17 protein-coding genes are annotated in these 15,582 nt (G+C 34.9%); 4 read left to right on the forward strand and 13 right to left on the reverse strand.

The window, feature by feature from the left end; genetic code table 11:
- Nucleotides 1–12: 12 nt before the first annotated feature.
- The gene (locus FFM71_RS04100; RefSeq protein WP_137610920.1) at nt 13–1,527 is read right to left on the reverse strand and encodes a glycoside hydrolase family 32 protein; all 1,515 of its coding nucleotides are present in this window, start codon (nt 1,525–1,527) and stop codon (nt 13–15) included.
- A gap of 15 nt (nt 1,528–1,542) precedes the next feature.
- Nucleotides 1,543–3,048, reverse strand: a complete 1,506-nt coding sequence (locus tag FFM71_RS04105) for a PTS transporter subunit EIIC (protein ID WP_137610921.1) — start codon at nt 3,046–3,048, stop codon at nt 1,543–1,545.
- Between the two features lie 134 nt (nt 3,049–3,182).
- Between FFM71_RS04105 and FFM71_RS04110 the strand changes: the two genes are divergently transcribed.
- On the forward strand, nt 3,183–4,001 hold the full coding sequence (locus FFM71_RS04110) for an AraC family transcriptional regulator (RefSeq protein ID WP_137610922.1): 819 nt from the start codon (nt 3,183–3,185) through the stop codon (nt 3,999–4,001).
- Between the two features lie 106 nt (nt 4,002–4,107).
- Here FFM71_RS04110 and FFM71_RS04115 read toward each other — a convergent pair whose 3' ends face one another.
- From FFM71_RS04115 to FFM71_RS04130, 4 genes are read right to left on the reverse strand one after another with little or no spacing between them, the layout of a single operon-like run.
- Complete coding sequence (locus FFM71_RS04115) at nt 4,108–4,674, reverse strand: sugar O-acetyltransferase (RefSeq protein ID WP_137610923.1); 567 nt, start codon at nt 4,672–4,674, stop codon at nt 4,108–4,110.
- Between the two features lie 51 nt (nt 4,675–4,725).
- Entirely contained in the window at nt 4,726–5,553 is an 828-nt protein-coding gene (locus FFM71_RS04120) for a DNA/RNA non-specific endonuclease (RefSeq protein ID WP_223876476.1), read from the reverse strand.
- A 12-nt stretch (nt 5,554–5,565) separates the two neighbouring features.
- Entirely contained in the window at nt 5,566–6,180 is a 615-nt protein-coding gene (locus FFM71_RS04125) for an ATP-binding cassette domain-containing protein (RefSeq protein ID WP_137610924.1), read from the reverse strand.
- Nucleotides 6,181–6,885, reverse strand: coding sequence for a hypothetical protein (locus FFM71_RS04130; RefSeq protein WP_137610925.1), 705 nt, complete (start codon nt 6,883–6,885; stop codon nt 6,181–6,183).
- A gap of 207 nt (nt 6,886–7,092) precedes the next feature.
- Here FFM71_RS04130 and FFM71_RS04135 point away from each other — a divergent pair, with 207 nt between their 5' ends.
- Nucleotides 7,093–7,404: a DMT family transporter gene (locus FFM71_RS04135; RefSeq protein WP_137610926.1), complete on the forward strand. Its 312-nt coding sequence runs from the start codon at nt 7,093–7,095 to the stop codon at nt 7,402–7,404.
- Nucleotides 7,405–7,789: 385 nt separating this feature from the next.
- On the opposite strand, the gene FFM71_RS04140 is transcribed toward FFM71_RS04135, so the two are convergent.
- Together FFM71_RS04140 and FFM71_RS04145 are read right to left on the reverse strand one after the other, a co-directional pair.
- Entirely contained in the window at nt 7,790–8,833 is a 1,044-nt protein-coding gene (locus tag FFM71_RS04140; protein WP_137610927.1) for a WxLIP family cell surface protein, read from the reverse strand.
- A 64-nt stretch (nt 8,834–8,897) separates the two neighbouring features.
- Nucleotides 8,898–9,509 (reverse strand): WxL domain-containing protein, encoded by a 612-nt coding sequence (locus FFM71_RS04145; protein ID WP_171000465.1) that lies wholly within the window; start codon nt 9,507–9,509, stop codon nt 8,898–8,900.
- 663 nt (nt 9,510–10,172) lie between these two features.
- On the opposite strand from FFM71_RS04145, the gene FFM71_RS04150 reads away from it, so the two are divergent.
- Both FFM71_RS04150 and FFM71_RS04155 read left to right on the forward strand, forming a co-directional pair.
- Entirely contained in the window at nt 10,173–10,931 is a 759-nt protein-coding gene (locus tag FFM71_RS04150) for an NUDIX hydrolase (protein WP_137610929.1), read from the forward strand.
- 120 nt (nt 10,932–11,051) lie between these two features.
- Complete coding sequence (locus tag FFM71_RS04155; RefSeq protein WP_137610991.1) at nt 11,052–12,233, forward strand: MFS transporter; 1,182 nt, start codon at nt 11,052–11,054, stop codon at nt 12,231–12,233.
- A 337-nt stretch (nt 12,234–12,570) separates the two neighbouring features.
- Here FFM71_RS04155 and FFM71_RS04160 read toward each other — a convergent pair whose 3' ends face one another.
- The 5 genes from FFM71_RS04160 to FFM71_RS04180 form a co-directional block, all read right to left on the reverse strand.
- The gene (locus tag FFM71_RS04160) at nt 12,571–13,284 is read right to left on the reverse strand and encodes a B3/B4 domain-containing protein (RefSeq protein ID WP_137610930.1); all 714 of its coding nucleotides are present in this window, start codon (nt 13,282–13,284) and stop codon (nt 12,571–12,573) included.
- Between the two features lies 1 nt (nt 13,285).
- Nucleotides 13,286–13,807 (reverse strand): GNAT family N-acetyltransferase, encoded by a 522-nt coding sequence (locus FFM71_RS04165; protein WP_137610931.1) that lies wholly within the window; start codon nt 13,805–13,807, stop codon nt 13,286–13,288.
- Nucleotides 13,807–14,259, reverse strand: a complete 453-nt coding sequence (locus FFM71_RS04170; RefSeq protein ID WP_137610932.1) for a MarR family winged helix-turn-helix transcriptional regulator — start codon at nt 14,257–14,259, stop codon at nt 13,807–13,809. The genes FFM71_RS04165 and FFM71_RS04170 overlap by 1 nt, the downstream gene beginning before the upstream one ends.
- A gap of 129 nt (nt 14,260–14,388) precedes the next feature.
- Entirely contained in the window at nt 14,389–14,664 is a 276-nt protein-coding gene (locus FFM71_RS04175) for a hypothetical protein (RefSeq protein ID WP_137610992.1), read from the reverse strand.
- Nucleotides 14,665–14,796: 132 nt separating this feature from the next.
- Nucleotides 14,797–15,429, reverse strand: coding sequence for a DUF6198 family protein (locus FFM71_RS04180; protein ID WP_506256160.1), 633 nt, complete (start codon nt 15,427–15,429; stop codon nt 14,797–14,799).
- Between the last annotated feature and the right edge of the window lie 153 nt (nt 15,430–15,582).

Consider the following 15,582-nt stretch of genomic DNA (forward strand, 5'->3'; position numbering starts at 1 on the left):
CTTTTCCACCTATTATTTCATTTCATATATTGAACCATCAATATTTGTTGTTCCACAGATACTATGTAAAAACATATGGATTTGATCTTCGTTTGGAAAAATTCTAGAAGTAAATACTTTCTCACCATTATTAATAAATATTTCAATTGATGAACAATCCGTATAAATTTTTAAATTTAATTTTTCAGATAATTTGTAATCAATTTTTCTAGTTACGCCATACTCAGTTGCTACTTCCACACCTGATTGTGAGCGGTCAATCATAATTTCATTTTTCTTCTTATTTAGAATGACTCTAAATCGACGTTGATCTAACGCATCAGCAAATAAATCTAACATAAGTGCATTGGAATCATTAAATTTAACTGTTAGGTCAAACTCATTAGACATTTTTTTTAACTTAAGGTCAACTGTTTCATTCTCAAGACGTTCATTAAGTGAATGACAATTTTTTCGTAATGAATTCATTTCCTTAATCGGTATTTGATATAATTCTCCATTTTTAATGTGCAGTTCTTTGGGAATCGTCATGCATCCCGAATAATGATATTTTTCAGTCGGATAGGCGGTTTCAGGTAATCCCATCCAAGAAATAATGATTCGTCTGCCATCAGGGGCTAACATCGTTTGACTAGCATAAAGATCAAAGCCATTATCCAATTCATTTAATGACTCATGTTTAAAATCGGTTTGTGGTAGTGAGACCTGATCTCCCAACAAGTAGCACGTTTGATAAATATTTTGATACTGACTTCCAGAACTTTTTAATCCTTGTGGGCAAAAAATCAGCATGCCTTTGTCATCTATTTCGAAGTAGTCCGGGCATTCCCACATATATCCCAGTTCCTCGTAATTAGTTTTTAATTCTCCTAGTGAATGCCATTTTTCAAAATCATCACTCTGGAGAATCAAAGCAGTTCCAGTCAAATTTTTTCTCTGCACTCCCAAAATCGCATAGTATTGGCTGTCCTTTTGCCAAACTTTAGGATCTCTAAAATGAGCCGTGTACCCATCAAAAGTTCCTTCAATGATTGGAGAATTACTCCTATGAACTTGATTATTCTTATCCATAAAAGCTGTTAACTGATATGGAACACGAAGCCAATTATTATCTGTCTCAGTATTAATCCACGTATTGCCTGTGTAAAACATCAGCAACTTATCATGAACGGGAATGGCACTACCGGAATAAGTTCCATATTTATCGTATTTCGTATCACTTTCAATAGCAGCACCTAAATCCTGCCAATTAACTAAATCATCTGAAATTAAATGTTTCCAACCATGTTGGGTATAATGTGGCGCCTTTGAAAATGCCATTGGACTCCATTGATAAAATAAATGATATTTCCCATTGAAGTAAGAAAATCCATTTGGATCTCCCAATGTACCGGATTCACTTTCAATATGGTACGTCTGTCGATAAGGACTTGCTTGAGCAATGGACTGCTCCTTTTCAACATCTGAAATTGGCACATCAGATAGATGAGCAACCATATTTCTAAATTCTTTGATTCTATTTGTCATCGTATTTAACCTCGTTTAATCAACACTCAATTGTTCCGTGGGAACTTCGTCCACAGTCTTTTTAGTTGCGGCAACTTTAGATTTAGACGTCGAAAATTTGGATACTAACAATGATGCTAGAAAACCAACAGCGATACCTATCAAGTTAGTTAGAATATAATTGAGATAACCATTATTTTGTGGAGCAGCAATAGCAATACCAGGTAGTCCAGTCGTACCAAAAGCAACAGCCGTTAATTTTGTTAAATAGATGTAAGCTCCAGCAGTTGCACCACCGATACAACCACCAATCAATGGATATTTATTTTTAATATTGATACCGAATAATGCTGGCTCAGAAATACCAAATAAAATTGAGAAGAATGCTGAAATTGAGATTTCACGTGCCTTGGCATCCTTTCTATTCAAGAAGAAGTAAGCCAATACTCCGCCACCTTGACCCATTAAAGCACCTGAGAATAAGGGATTAAGAAAATCGTATTTAGTCGTTGAGATCAATTGAGTTTCAATTGCACCGAACATATTATGTAATCCTGTAATAACAATCAACTGCTGGATTCCACCGAAAATAATGTAACCAAAGATACCTAATGATTGCGACATCCAAACTAATCCGTTGGTAATCCAAGTAGATAATGTGACTCCAATAGGTCCAACAATCATGAATAGGATAAATGATGAAATTAAAATTGTTAACATTGGTGAAAGAACAAATTGAATGACCCCAGGTAATTTCTTTTGAAAGTAATTATCCAATTTAGCAATAACCCAGCCCATAATTAAGGCAACAATAATTTGACCGCCAAAATTAGTTAATGATAATTTCCAACCAAAAATATTGGCAATAATTGCTTTAGCAGCACCAGTTTGAACATCGGACATTGATGGCAAAGAGGCCGACATCATTACGGCTCCTATTGCTAGCCCCAAAACTGGTCTACCGCCATATCGTTTAGTAGCTGAATAAACAACAATCAGGGGCAACATGGCAAAAATACCGGATGATCCTAAATTTACAATCGTACTAATCCCGGAAATACCTGGAAACATTTGAACCAATGATTGTGTACCAAAGATTTTTTGAGTTAAAAGATTATTCAACCCAATTAAAATACCACCGGCCAAAATACCCGGTAAAATCTCTGTAAAAACACCTGTCAGATCATCAATAAACTTTTGAAAGAAGCTCTTTTTATCTTCCTTCTTAGAATCCTCTTTAATCGTAGTCGAACTATCAGAGTCAACGGAATAATATGGTATACCTGTATGTTGAATGAAGACATCGGTTACCTTATCAACTAATCCAGCACCAAAAATTATTTGTAATTGACTCTTATTAAGATTAACTCCCTTGACCAATTCAATTTTTGACAAGGCTTCCTTATCAATCTTACTAGTATCCTTTAAAGCAATTCTCAGCCTAGTTGCACAGTGAAAAGCCTCAATGGCATTGTCCTTTCCTCCAATTGCTGGAAGAATTTCATCAGATATTTTCTCATATAACTTACGATCATTCTTCATGACTTAACTCCTCAAATTGATTTAATTTATTTTGTTCATTAATTAACTTACAAATGTATTCTACAGCTAGAGTAAGCGGTTTCAAATGTTATAATGTTGCTATAATATGTCGAAATGTTGAATGGTAAATAATAATGAAAAAGAATTTTGTCTTCAGTAATGAAAAATATAATCCATATCTATATCTAACATCTGGTGGTTACGAGGCCACTGTTCCTTCACATCGTTATGGACCATTAGGTAGATCCGGATATATGTTGCATTATATTTCCGATGGCAAAGGCGTCTTTATTAGCAATGATGTTAAATATCATTTAAAAAAGGGAGATTTTATATATATCGAACCAAATAAAACAGTTACTATGATTGCTGATAAAAATGATCCTTGGAGTTTTTATTGGATCCGATTCACTGGTGAATTACTCAAACAATACATGTCCCAAATTGATATTTCTTATAAAAATCCTGTTTTCTCTATAAAAGATACGCCAGTTGTACCACAAAAAATTGTTGAAATAGTAAATTATTCTCAAGAGAAAAATAGTAGTGACTTCTTATATTCAGCCAAGCTCCTAAAAATTCTTAACTCACTATGTAACGCTTTTCCAAGTGATTCCAACAGCCATTCATCAGATCCAGATAAATTGTATACGCAAGCTTTATATTACATCAGAAATAATTATGAATCCGCCATTACAATTAATGATGTTGTTGAATATTTAAATGTCGACCGAACTTATCTATTTAAACTTTTTAAGGAAAATATGAATATCGGTCCAAAGGAATACTTGACCAAATATCGACTTAAGAAAGCTACGGAACTACTAAAGGTTTCTAGCGAATCAATTACTTTTATCGCCCAGTCATGTGGTTTTTCGACTTATCAACGTTTCACTAGAATTTTTCATAAATATATTGGCTGTACACCATCTGAATACAAAGATAATCATTAGTAACAATCTGACATGACTAAGTTAAATCCAACTTCATAAAAATTATACAAAAAAGGTTGATGCCGTTTTTTTTAACGACATCAACCTTTTCCCATTATAAAAGCATCTAGTTATTATCTTCGTCTAGTTTTTTAATAAGCTTAGCTGGAACTCCACCAACCAAGCTATTATCAGGAACATCCTTAGTAACCACGGCCCCAGCAGCAATCACTACATTATTACCAATGGTTACACCAGGCATGATTGACACTTTTCCACCGATCCAGACATCGTTGCCAATTGTCACTGGAAATCCCTTACCCAAGTATTCTCGACGACCTTTGGCTGTCATGGGATGATTAACTGTATAAATATCAACATTAGGACCAATCATGACATTATTTCCGATATTAACGGGAGCAATGTCTAAAATCGTCAAGTTATAATTGCTCAAGAAATCATTGCCAACATGAATATTCTTTCCGTTATCACAATTAAACCGGCTTTGAACAGAAATATTTTTCCCATATGATCCCAAAATCTCTTTGATTTTTGAGGTCTGATTTTCGGGTTCAGTTGCTGAAATTTCATTAAATTCCTGACAAAGTTTGGCTGCATTGGCTTTTCTCTGAACTACTTCGTCATCCAAAAAGTAATACCACTCACCATTATCTAATTTCTCTATCTCACGCATATATTTCACCTCAATTAATAATTTAACACTTTGCGTTTGCTCGAGGTCAAATTAATTGGTGTGCTTATAATTTCGTTGCTTCTTATAATGATGATAATTCTTCTGATGTGCGTTTGATACAGCGGGAACTTTGAGATTACGATCAACTTTCGAACGACCGGTTGCATAGTCAAATTCGATGTTATTCTGAATGTTCCACAAATAACGATTGAATTTCAAACTACCATCAGTCGATATTGCTTGAACCCAGACCCCTCGGGCCATTAACTCTTGCCCACGAAAAATCGGAGTCACCTTATAAATAACTTTCTTATTTTGAGCAAGCGCATCTCGAACCTTTTGTTCCACTTGCGTCATCGTCTTTTGATTTGAAAATTCCGTCTGTGTAAATAAATTATAAGGATTATCAATACTACCAAGCTCACCTTGCTGCGTTTGACCAGACTTGTTTAAATTAAAAGTCATTGTGTATGCAATCAAATGACCGCGATTTTGAGGGATAACTCGCATATTGTCGACATACTTTGGTTCATTATGCCAACCGGTTGGACGCCATACTTGTTCAGTTCTAGTATTGGATCTACCTAAATTGTTACGGGTTAAATATGCAGTTGCTGTTTTCGTTCGATTTAAGTTATCCAGTCCACTGTAATCAATATGGGATTGATCAAAATCAGTCTTTTTAATATTAGAAGGTTTATCGTTGTTGATAATTTTAACTGGCTTTTCACCTGATTTATAAGTCCAGCCACTAATCTGTTTTGTTGTTATTTCTGATTGTTTCACAGTTGATGTGGTCGTGTTTTGACTGGCTGAAGTTGTAGAACACCCCGCCAAAAACAAGGGTGTCAGTAATAACAGTAGCATGCTCTTTCGCAAATTTATTTCCCCCTAAAATGCCATTTGTGATTTAATTTTCAAATAATTATCGGCCAGAATTTCTCGCGAATCTTTAATGTAATTAACATTATCAATGTCACAAATATTGTCCAACTTATTGGTCGTAATGATGATAGTTTTATTCATTTCCTCAGTCATCTCACGCAACCAATTAAACACCGTTTGGGAATCATCTAATCCAATTCCAACATCTGGTTCATCAAACAAATATAATTCTTTATCAACCATCAAGTTCATATAAATCAGAACTAACTTTCTTTCATTATCTGCCAACTCATTGAAATGCTTATGTAGTAAATTACGAATTTGTTCGGGAATTTCTAAATTTAAAGTTTCATTTAATTGACGAACAAACGACAATATCTCTAAAATTGTTAATCCAACACGAAATTCATTATCCTGTGCTAAATAAGCAATCTTTTTAAAATTCGGGAAACCAATAAAATTTCCGCCACGCTTAGTATCTGCAATCTTGTCTAGCAGCGTTGTTTTACCGATACTTTTTTCCCCTAAGATAAAGTTTAACTGACAATCTTCAAAATAGAAATTAACATCTTCAAATAAAAAGTTCTTTTTATATCGGCAATAAAAATTCTCAATTTTCATCTATTTCAAATGACTTTTAATCGAAATTCCTTTAAAAATCATTCCTCCCATTAATAAGTATCCGCTAGCAATAACACTCAAAAAAATAATCTCACGAAACGAACTACAATGAATGTTATACAGCTCATAAATCAGCTGAAACGGGTTAATAATTGTTAAAACATAATTCAACAATCCGTGTGGACGTAATCCTAATAGCAAGATGCCAATAATAAAAAATCCACTAATCATAAGATTGAATATTCCCTGTCTTAATTTCAAAAGCAATAATCCCGACATCATCGCTGAACACAGCAACGCTGAAAGAAACGAGACTAAGAAACCATATACGAAAGTAACTGCAGAGACATGTGTAATAAATAAAGTGACAATCAAGTTAAATAAAAATATTTCTAATTGAATCACTAAGAATTGGACTAATAAATTGGCCAAAACAATTGAATGCTTCGACCCAATTAAGTAAGTTAACGTTTTAAAAAATCCACTTTCACGTAATCGAATCAAGTTGATTAAAAAACCATTGAAAACAGTCGTCACAACAATATATGACCAGTAGATGTACAGCGCCTCATTATCCTGAAAATCTTCTGTTTTATTAAGAAAGACCATTATTATCGGTGCAATTAGCGTATAAATGAAATAGAATCTTTCTTTCATGGCAATCCGAGTTTGGATTTTAAAAATAGCTAAATCATTTTCGAACATTAAATTCTCCCTATCTTTATCTGTTCAAACATTAGTAAAAATTAATATATTTTAATCAAACTGTCAATTGGCATTCTGGTATAAAAGTTTATGAATTAGTTATTTATTTCAAATTGATTTAAAAATCATTTCATTTGAGTAACAATAGTGTCATTTCAATAAAAATCGGGTATGATATTGAAAGAAAATTTTGACGGGGAAAAGCCTATGAATTACTTACTACTACTAGTGTCAATCGGTTTTGAAGTTTTAGGGACTTCACTTTTAAAGAAGACAGACGGATTTAGCAACCTTTGGCCTACTTTAGGAACGTTGGCCTCATATTTTATCTGCCTCTTCGTACTTTCACACGTTTTAAAACGACTACCACTTAGTTTGACTTATGCCACTTGGGGTAGCGTTGGATTAGTTCTTGTGACTGTTGCCGGAATCGTTTTTTATAACGAAACAATCTCCATCCCATCTATTGCCGGACTTATTTTAGTTATCTCCGGCACTGTTTTAATTAATGTCTTTTAATGATGTTCTGAAAATCATTGTTATGAAGTTTTAGTTAATTATGCCGTTTCCAGAGCTGAGAGTAATCATCTGTTGCGCGGAACGGCCCGAGCCAAAGTACAGTCTCGGACCTCGGTTGAAGCCTCACCACAAACCGGTAAGTCTCCAACACGCCCGGTGGTGTAAGAGCTGAAGCTCTAACGCCACTTTCGCTACAGATGATTACTCTCAACTCTTACAACTAGTTTGTTTTCTAATGATACGGAAAATAAAATTAACGATTTTGATTATCTAAATAAATTGGCTCAAGGTCTGTAACAACACTGATCATAGCAAAAAAAGCTTTCAATCCACTAGAAGTAACGGTGAACTGAAGGCTTATTTTGACGTTAATAATTTATACTACCTATCTGCTGTTTTTACGATAATGTTTGATAACAAAACCTGCGATTACAACTAATGCAAGAATAGCACCTAGGATTATCCAGAGATCCATAGCACGATCAGGATTCTTATGATTGATCTTGGCCATTTGCTTCTTTGTTACGACGAAGTTGCGTTTCAAATTCCAATGATTCTTACCATTGTTGGCTTTAACACTCAAATACATCGTATATTTGCCTGGTTTTAAGCGTTTGTTTTTACTTGGTCCGGTCACAGTATTGACATTAACTGGATAATAAAAATCACTGTTAGGTGCCATTGACATAGCCTTTTTATCTGATTTCAGAATAATTTTAGAACTATTTTGAGCAGTAACCTTGGCATCAACGGAGACTTTATTTTCCAAGGTTGGAACATCGTTATCCATTTCTCCATCAACCGAAATTTGACCATTATTGTCAGTTTCAAAAACTTTAACAAACTTCAAATCAGGTTTTACGGCATCAGTATTTTGTTGTAGCTGTAATCCTAAAACATAGTTATATTGATTTCTTAATGTGACACCTTTAGGTAATTTTTTATCATTATTTATTTGATTATTTTCCTGAACAAAAATTCCACCCAATAACTCACCTGAAAAATCTCCTTTGGGAGCGTCTAACTTAATGGAAACTTCTTTCGATGAATTAGCGGCTACAGTGACTTCTTTGGGATAAGTCACAAGTTTCTCAATATTGTATTGTAAATCGCTATCTGGGGCTATGCCATGGTCATTGTAATCGATCACACCATTAATATCAGTGGCAGCACGGTTCACTGAGACTTTGTACGAATGTTCCTTGGTGTCAGTATTATTAATTTTAAATTTAATGGTCTCACTTTGACCCGGAGTTACCTTTAAATCATAGTAACCGATATTTTTTGAAATCTGATTGCTAGGTAACTCAGGGGAAATACTATAATTGACACCGTTCGGAGTCGCAGCTTCAACTGTTCGATTGTCAAAAACAAAAACCAAAATAATGCTTGCTATTAATGTTAAAAAAATTGTCAGATATTTTTTCATAATATTACCTCTTCGAAAAAAAGAGAAGCATATTGGTTTAATATACCTCTCTTCGATTCAATTTTTAAGCTGGTGCATTAGATAATGTCCAAGACAAGTCAGATGTGTATGACCCACCGATATTACCAGCAGGTACCTTCAATGTGGCATCGCCACTACCATAACTAGTAGTGAATGAACCAACACCTGTACCAGTTGCGGCGTTCAAAATTGTTACTGGAGCACTAGAAACCGGCGTTGCTGCTGTGAAAACAGGCAATGTTGAAACGTTATCGGCATCGTCAGCCTTCACAGGAGTTGCTGAAGAATCAGCTAATGATAGGCTTGCACCTTTCAAAGTTGCTCCGCCAGTCGTTCCATCAGTAAATGGTGTATCTGCTAGCGAAACCGTCCAACCTGTTGGTTCACCTGGGTTAGCTATTTGTAATCCACTTGAAAAACTAGTTGAAGTATAACTCGTATCGTCAGCACTTGAATCAACCGTACCAAATCCAATACTTGGTGCAGCCTTAATTGTTATGGTTCCTGGTGTAATTGCTGCTGAAGCCGTTTCTGGTGTCGTCGAGGTTGTTGGTGCCGTCGTAGCTGCTTTAGCTACATAACCACCAGCTCCAACCGAAACTATTCCTAAAATTGCTCCACCTATTAATAAACTATTTCTTAAAATTTGTTTCATTATATTCTCCTCCATATCTGATATTATTTTATCGATATGAACCAGAGCCTATCATTTAAGACAGCCCCATCATCCAAGGCTCCTGAGAATAACCTTATGGCCATCTGTGAAGATTTTTTCAACCTCCACACTGCAAGTTATAGAATCAATTCGATTGTGAATCAAATATTAGACTGTTAGTGTACGAAAAGTAAATTATAATAGGGGTGTGGGCCGCCTCCAGTTTCCTGTGAAATGGTAGTTCTGCAGTGAGGACCGGGCCGAGCCAAGGTCTCGTCCCTCGCTTTGAAGCCTTACCACAGACCGGTAAGTCTCCAAAGTCGCCCTGTGGTGTAATGGCTAAAGCCATAACGCCACCTTCACTTCAGACTACCATTTCACAGGAAACCTCCGGCTAAGGTATTTTTAATCAAATAGCCACTTATATTTTAAATAATGACATAAATGTGGTAGTTCCATTGCTCGCGATAAGTCCGTTTCTACGATCGAACCTTTTACAATAGAACCGTTATCACTGTGATTTAAAAACATTTTTATACTTTTATTCTTTATTACCATCTATCAAACAATAAGTTGACCTTCAAATATTGAGAATTTCACACTTCGAATATATTCTTAATAGCTGAAGAAAGAATCTTTAATGATTAGAGGATGTCATTTAATATGTCGGAAATAAATTCAACAAACAGATCAATCATCAATGTCGTTAATATTATTTGGAGTTTTAATCCTAAATCCAAACAAGTTTTAGTCTTATTGATTCAAAATTCTTTTGGCAACGATTCTGGTCATTGGGGACTGCCTGCAACTATACTGCGTACGGATGAAAATGCCGAGGATGCTTCCTTACGTTTGATCCGGGAGAAAATCGGAATCGAATTGCCTGATTTTTATACTGAACAATTAGCTACTTTCAGTAATGTTCAACGTATCAGTGATCACCGAGAAATCGCCTTAACTTACATGACCTACTTACCCTCCATGCCTGATTTGACCCCTGGTTATGGGGCCAAAGATGCTGAGTGGTTTAGCGTTGATTATTTGCCTGAACAATACTTACTGACATATCACGATTTGCAATTCAGGACTCTAGCTGACAAAATATCGGAAAGTGAATTTTATAACAATATTGAAGAATCCCATGACAACAGCCATTTGGCGGCTGATCATGCTCTGATACTGCGCTTGGCCTTCCACAGGATAACTAATCGTCTGGATTATTTACCAACTATTTTATTGATCCTAGGGGACAGTTTTACTCTCAAACAGGCTCGTGAAGTTTATGCCACATTTTGGAAAGAACCCTCTGTAAACATTGACAACTCAAACTTTCGCAAAACTCATGCCCATCTCTTTAATGAAATTGGTATGGAACATGGCAAGAGTGGTCGTCCGGCCAAACTATATGAGCTACGCGGATAACTTGACCTTGGAAAAGACTAATGATAGTCTTTTTTTATGCTATTTAAGGTATTTTTTACCTTTAATAAAAATAGTAATATTTTATATAATTTATGGAGGTAAGTTTTGGATTCACAAAAAATCGAAACTACACAAAAAAGTGGCCTTAAATTGTTAATGGTTATTGGGACTGCTTGGTTATTCGATGCTGCTGATGTGGCATTGTTATCATTTATCATGCCATTAATTAAACAAGAATGGAGTTTAAGTGCCAGTCAAATCGGTTTGGTCGGTTCGATCACAACTGTTGGTATGATGATTGGGGCTTTCCTATTTGGATATTTAGCTGATCGTTTTGGTAAAAAAAATATCATGATGGTCACATTACTGGTCTTTTCAATTAGTAATTTATTATTGGCTTTAACAACTGACGTTAACCAGTTTCTTCTGGTTCGTTTCATAACTGGTATTGGTCTTGGGGGAGAATTACCAGTTGCATCAACTATTATTGCAGACTCATTCTCGGGAAATAAACGTTCTAGAATGCTCATTTTGGTGGACAGTTTCTGGGCCATCGGTTGGATTTTTGCATCCCTACTGGCCACGTTGGTAATGCCAGCCTATGGTTGGAAGTTCACTGTAATCATCACTTCCGTAACGGCGTTATACACATTAGTTTTGCGTAATCACTTACCCGCTGAAACTAATGTAAAAAATGACAAATTGAATCTTCGCCGTGCCATGAAACAAATTTGGTCACCTGAATTTCGTCGTTCAACTCTATGTTTGAGTATTCTTTGGTTCGTAATCATGTTTGTCTACTACGGACTATTTCTTTGGTTGCCAAGTATCTTGATTCAACGTAACTTGTCAATCTCTCGGAGTTTCTTATACACATTTATCACTAGTTTTGCCCAATTACCTGGTTATTTCTTAGCGGCCTATTTGATGGGTAAACTAAGTCGTAAAAAAGTTTTGGCAATTTATATTATCGGAACCATCGTTGGAGCATTCCTTTTTGGTACAGCTCAAACTGAAGCAATGGTTCTAATCAGTGGCTGTCTACTATCCTTCTTCACACTTGGTGCATGGGGAATTATGATTGCCCTAACACCCACACAATACCCAATCGAATTACGCGGAATGGGCATTGGTTTTACTCAGGCCATCGGTCGTATTGGAGCAACTATTGGGCCTTATCTAATTGGTTTCTCATTGGGTATCGGTATTAATACAACGATGATTTTCTTCTACTTCATCTTAGCTTTAATTATCGGTATTGCTGTTCTTACTTTTGGAATGATTGATACAGATAGAAAATAATATTTCGAAAATTAGTTAAAAAAGAAGTCGCTTCTCACTTGAAAACATCCCTTGGACTAGGGAATATTTGAGATGAAAAGTAACTTCTTTTTTTAGTCTTACTAAAGGTTGCAGGTTTAGTTAAATATGCCGTTTCCAGAGCTGATAGTATTTTTTTAACAGCGGGAATAAAATGAAAATTTCTGATTATTTAAATAAATTGACTCTAAGCCTGTAATAGCAATGGCTAGATTAATTTTTCATCTTTCAACCTTCAGATTCTTATTAAACCATGAAATAATAATAATTTTTGTAAACAGGTCTGAGAAAAACCAGAATTTCTTGATACACTTTACTATTACAATACTGCTGTTTCTGAATGATCTTTAGTTAAATGTTCAATTCGACCGTCAACTTTGAAATATTTCTCAATCAAATCTTTCAACTCAACAACGGCCTCATTGGCACGTTTTGCTTGTTTTTCATTAATAGCTTCAATCACTAAAACAGAATCGGTTGTATCCTCTGTCAACATCGTTCTCTGTGCTTCACGCCAGTTCAGACAGCGGCAAATGGCACCAGCATCATCGTAATAAATGATTTCTCCTGGTAATGCAGGTGAATTTTCTGTTGCACCTAATGGTTTGAACCCTTCTCCACCTTTGGCCTCTCCTAAATGCATATCACCGTCGAAAGCTTTAATATTTTCACCGCCGCATGGAACTCCATATTTCAATGAAATACTATTATAAATATCGACTAGTGGATTGATTGGTGAAAATTCACGTCCCTGACTAACTCGTTTCAATAAAGCTTCGATTGAACAACGGACACCTTTTTTAGTCTTGAATTGACGAAAAGCCTCACGCCATTCATCAATAACTTCATTATCTTTAAAAGATTCATTGGTAATGAATTTTTCCGATTCATCAGATGCATCTTTCAACAATTTGGCAAAGTAAGGATCATCTTTTTCATCAACGTGATTGTCGATACCATGAATTACTAGCGTACTGATTTGTGCCTCAGGAAATAATTCCCAAAATTTTTCGTCTACTACTACTTTTGTCATATTAATTTTCCAATTCCTTTTTTAAAATATAATCTGTCTGAGTTGAAGTTCCCATGACAAATTTGTGTGAACTATAATGTTCAAATCCCATTGCTTGATAAAATTTTTGTGCAGCAAAATTCTTTTCCCAAACTCCGAGCCAGAGCCTTGGTTTCTTTAAAGATTGCGCACGTTCGATGGCTAACTTCATCAAAACCTCTCCAAGTCCTTTGCGCTTATAGGAAACTCGAATATAAATACGTTGAACTTCTAAGAAATCATCATCCATAGGCTCACTTTGTGCATCAAGAATATTAACTTTTAAATATCCGACTAACTCATCATCAATATATAAAAAATAAAATTCTGAGTTCTTATCAGTTAACTCTTGCCGCAAAGTGTTCAAATTGTAAGCGCCTTCGATATACGCCTTCATATTTTCCTCAGTATTATACGGTTTAAATGTATCCGTATACGTTTCGACACTGAGCCTTTGCAAAGTTTTCAAATCATCTTCAGTACATCTTCTAATTGTAGTCGTCATCAATATATCCGTTTATTACCCTTCTTCACATATTCCCAGTTCTCCGATATATTGCCTTCAACAATATTCAAGAGTTTAAAAACTTGCTTTCGTTCGCTAGGTGACAATCCATTTAAAGCAATTTCATTCGAGTAATGCTCTTCGCGATAAAGTATCGGATAGGTTTCTTCACCTTTTTTTGTCACATAAAGTTTCTTTTCTTTCTTATTATCTTCGGATTGTTTCCTAACGATAAATTCATTCGTCTCTAACTTTTTAATTGCCCGTGCAGCAGTCGTGCGATCAACTTTGATCATTTCAGCGACTTTCTCCTGAATAATCCCTGGATGCTCATAAATTCTAGCTAAGTAGATATATTGTCCTTTTGTTAAATCGTATTTTTTAAATTCAATATTACTGATTGAATCAAGCGACCGCGCTATTACACCTATTGATCTCAAAATGTCTTCCACATCAATGCCTCTCTTTCAAACAAAAAATATTGTACAATTATTTTGTTGTACTTGCAACAAAAAATCTAATAAAAAAACTGACATTTACCGAAGCAAATGCCAGTCAGAATTAATCTTTTCTATTCAATTTTAATTGATGGCATAACCAACATTATGTGCAAATTGGTCAATTTGTTCCATATATTCACTACCATTGTCTAGTTTTGACAATGTCTTTTGGATTTTACGATCATCACGTAATCTACCAAATAGATATTGGAATGAATAATTCTTATTTAACAAATTATATGTCTTTAGAACAAAATCTTTAGAATAATCCTCTTTATCTAAATCCTTTGCATTATTAATATCGGTATAAAGCTCCGATAAAATTCTCTTTGCCTCAGTATTGTCATTTAGTTTCATCAATACACACCACCTAATTAATTATTAAAACCCACACAGGTTCACGCTAATGAAAGCGTTTACTCTTATGCCTGTGTACCTATTATATAACTTATGGTCGTAAATTTCACTTAAATGCCAAATATCTCTAAATTAATTATTTTCTGTATTAAAATTATGTTTTATTTGTGGCCAGATCCATTTATCGGAAGCTGCTATTATAATGCCGTTAAAGATAAATGAGAAAACCGTCCCCACATTAACTGAATAGACATTATGGATAGCAATACCCGCCACAATAATAATTATAATTGGTGGGATGAAATCAACAAGTTGAGCTGCTGTTGAATTACCTTTCAAATACATAAACCTTAAAATATTTGTTGTATCGTCATTCGGATGCATCACGATATTAGCTCGTTGATACAATGAGATGGCAACGCAGAAAAATACGACTCCTAAGCAAGATAAAAATGTTCGAATCAAAATCGGTAAATTTGGGACCCCAATACTATTTAGCAAATTGGTAAAAATATTCACAAAATAACTGAAAAACATAACATAAAGAATTTCTCCAACCAATCTTCGACCATCAAAATGTTTGATCAAAAATTGATTTGTGACAGCATTGACGACTCCGATGATAAAAAGTAACAAGCCAGTATTCCAGCCAAACCATTTTGTCATATTAACTGCTCCAGCGGTCCATAAGCCACTCCCCATATTGGCAGAAATACATAAACCATTTCCAAAGGCATTTAAAATCAGACCCGATATCAGTCCAATAATTCTTGTTTGTATTGAATTCTTGATACAATCACCCTTTCTCAATGATGATTATGTTACATCAAAACTAACCGCAGACACAAACGACATATAATCAGTGAGGTAAATAGACACTGTAATCCTTGGATTCCTCTCCTAATTTTGATTATGGTA

This window comes from Companilactobacillus huachuanensis (genome assembly GCF_005404815.1).
Taxonomy (GTDB): Bacteria; Bacillota; Bacilli; order Lactobacillales; family Lactobacillaceae; genus Companilactobacillus; species Companilactobacillus huachuanensis.

Excerpts from the sequence above, each read along its gene's own strand:
- FFM71_RS04135 (WP_137610926.1), top strand. The coding sequence starts at position 7,093 with ATGAATTACTTACTACTACTAGTGTCAATCGGTTTTGAAGTTTTAGGG.
- FFM71_RS04100 (WP_137610920.1), bottom strand. The coding sequence starts at position 1,527 with ATGACAAATAGAATCAAAGAATTTAGAAATATGGTTGCTCATCTATCT.
- FFM71_RS04175 (WP_137610992.1), bottom strand. The coding sequence starts at position 14,664 with ATGAAACTAAATGACAATACTGAGGCAAAGAGAATTTTATCGGAGCTT.
- FFM71_RS04150 (WP_137610929.1), top strand. The coding sequence starts at position 10,173 with ATGTCGGAAATAAATTCAACAAACAGATCAATCATCAATGTCGTTAAT.
- FFM71_RS04115 (WP_137610923.1), bottom strand. The coding sequence starts at position 4,674 with ATGCGTGAGATAGAGAAATTAGATAATGGTGAGTGGTATTACTTTTTG.
- FFM71_RS04110 (WP_137610922.1), top strand. The coding sequence starts at position 3,183 with ATGAAAAAGAATTTTGTCTTCAGTAATGAAAAATATAATCCATATCTA.
- FFM71_RS04105 (WP_137610921.1), bottom strand. The coding sequence starts at position 3,048 with ATGAAGAATGATCGTAAGTTATATGAGAAAATATCTGATGAAATTCTT.
- FFM71_RS04165 (WP_137610931.1), bottom strand. The coding sequence starts at position 13,807 with ATGACGACTACAATTAGAAGATGTACTGAAGATGATTTGAAAACTTTG.
- FFM71_RS04145 (WP_171000465.1), bottom strand. The coding sequence starts at position 9,509 with ATGAAACAAATTTTAAGAAATAGTTTATTAATAGGTGGAGCAATTTTA.
- FFM71_RS04140 (WP_137610927.1), bottom strand. The coding sequence starts at position 8,833 with ATGAAAAAATATCTGACAATTTTTTTAACATTAATAGCAAGCATTATT.
- FFM71_RS04125 (WP_137610924.1), bottom strand. The coding sequence starts at position 6,180 with ATGAAAATTGAGAATTTTTATTGCCGATATAAAAAGAACTTTTTATTT.
- FFM71_RS04130 (WP_137610925.1), bottom strand. The coding sequence starts at position 6,885 with ATGTTCGAAAATGATTTAGCTATTTTTAAAATCCAAACTCGGATTGCC.
- FFM71_RS04160 (WP_137610930.1), bottom strand. The coding sequence starts at position 13,284 with ATGACAAAAGTAGTAGTAGACGAAAAATTTTGGGAATTATTTCCTGAG.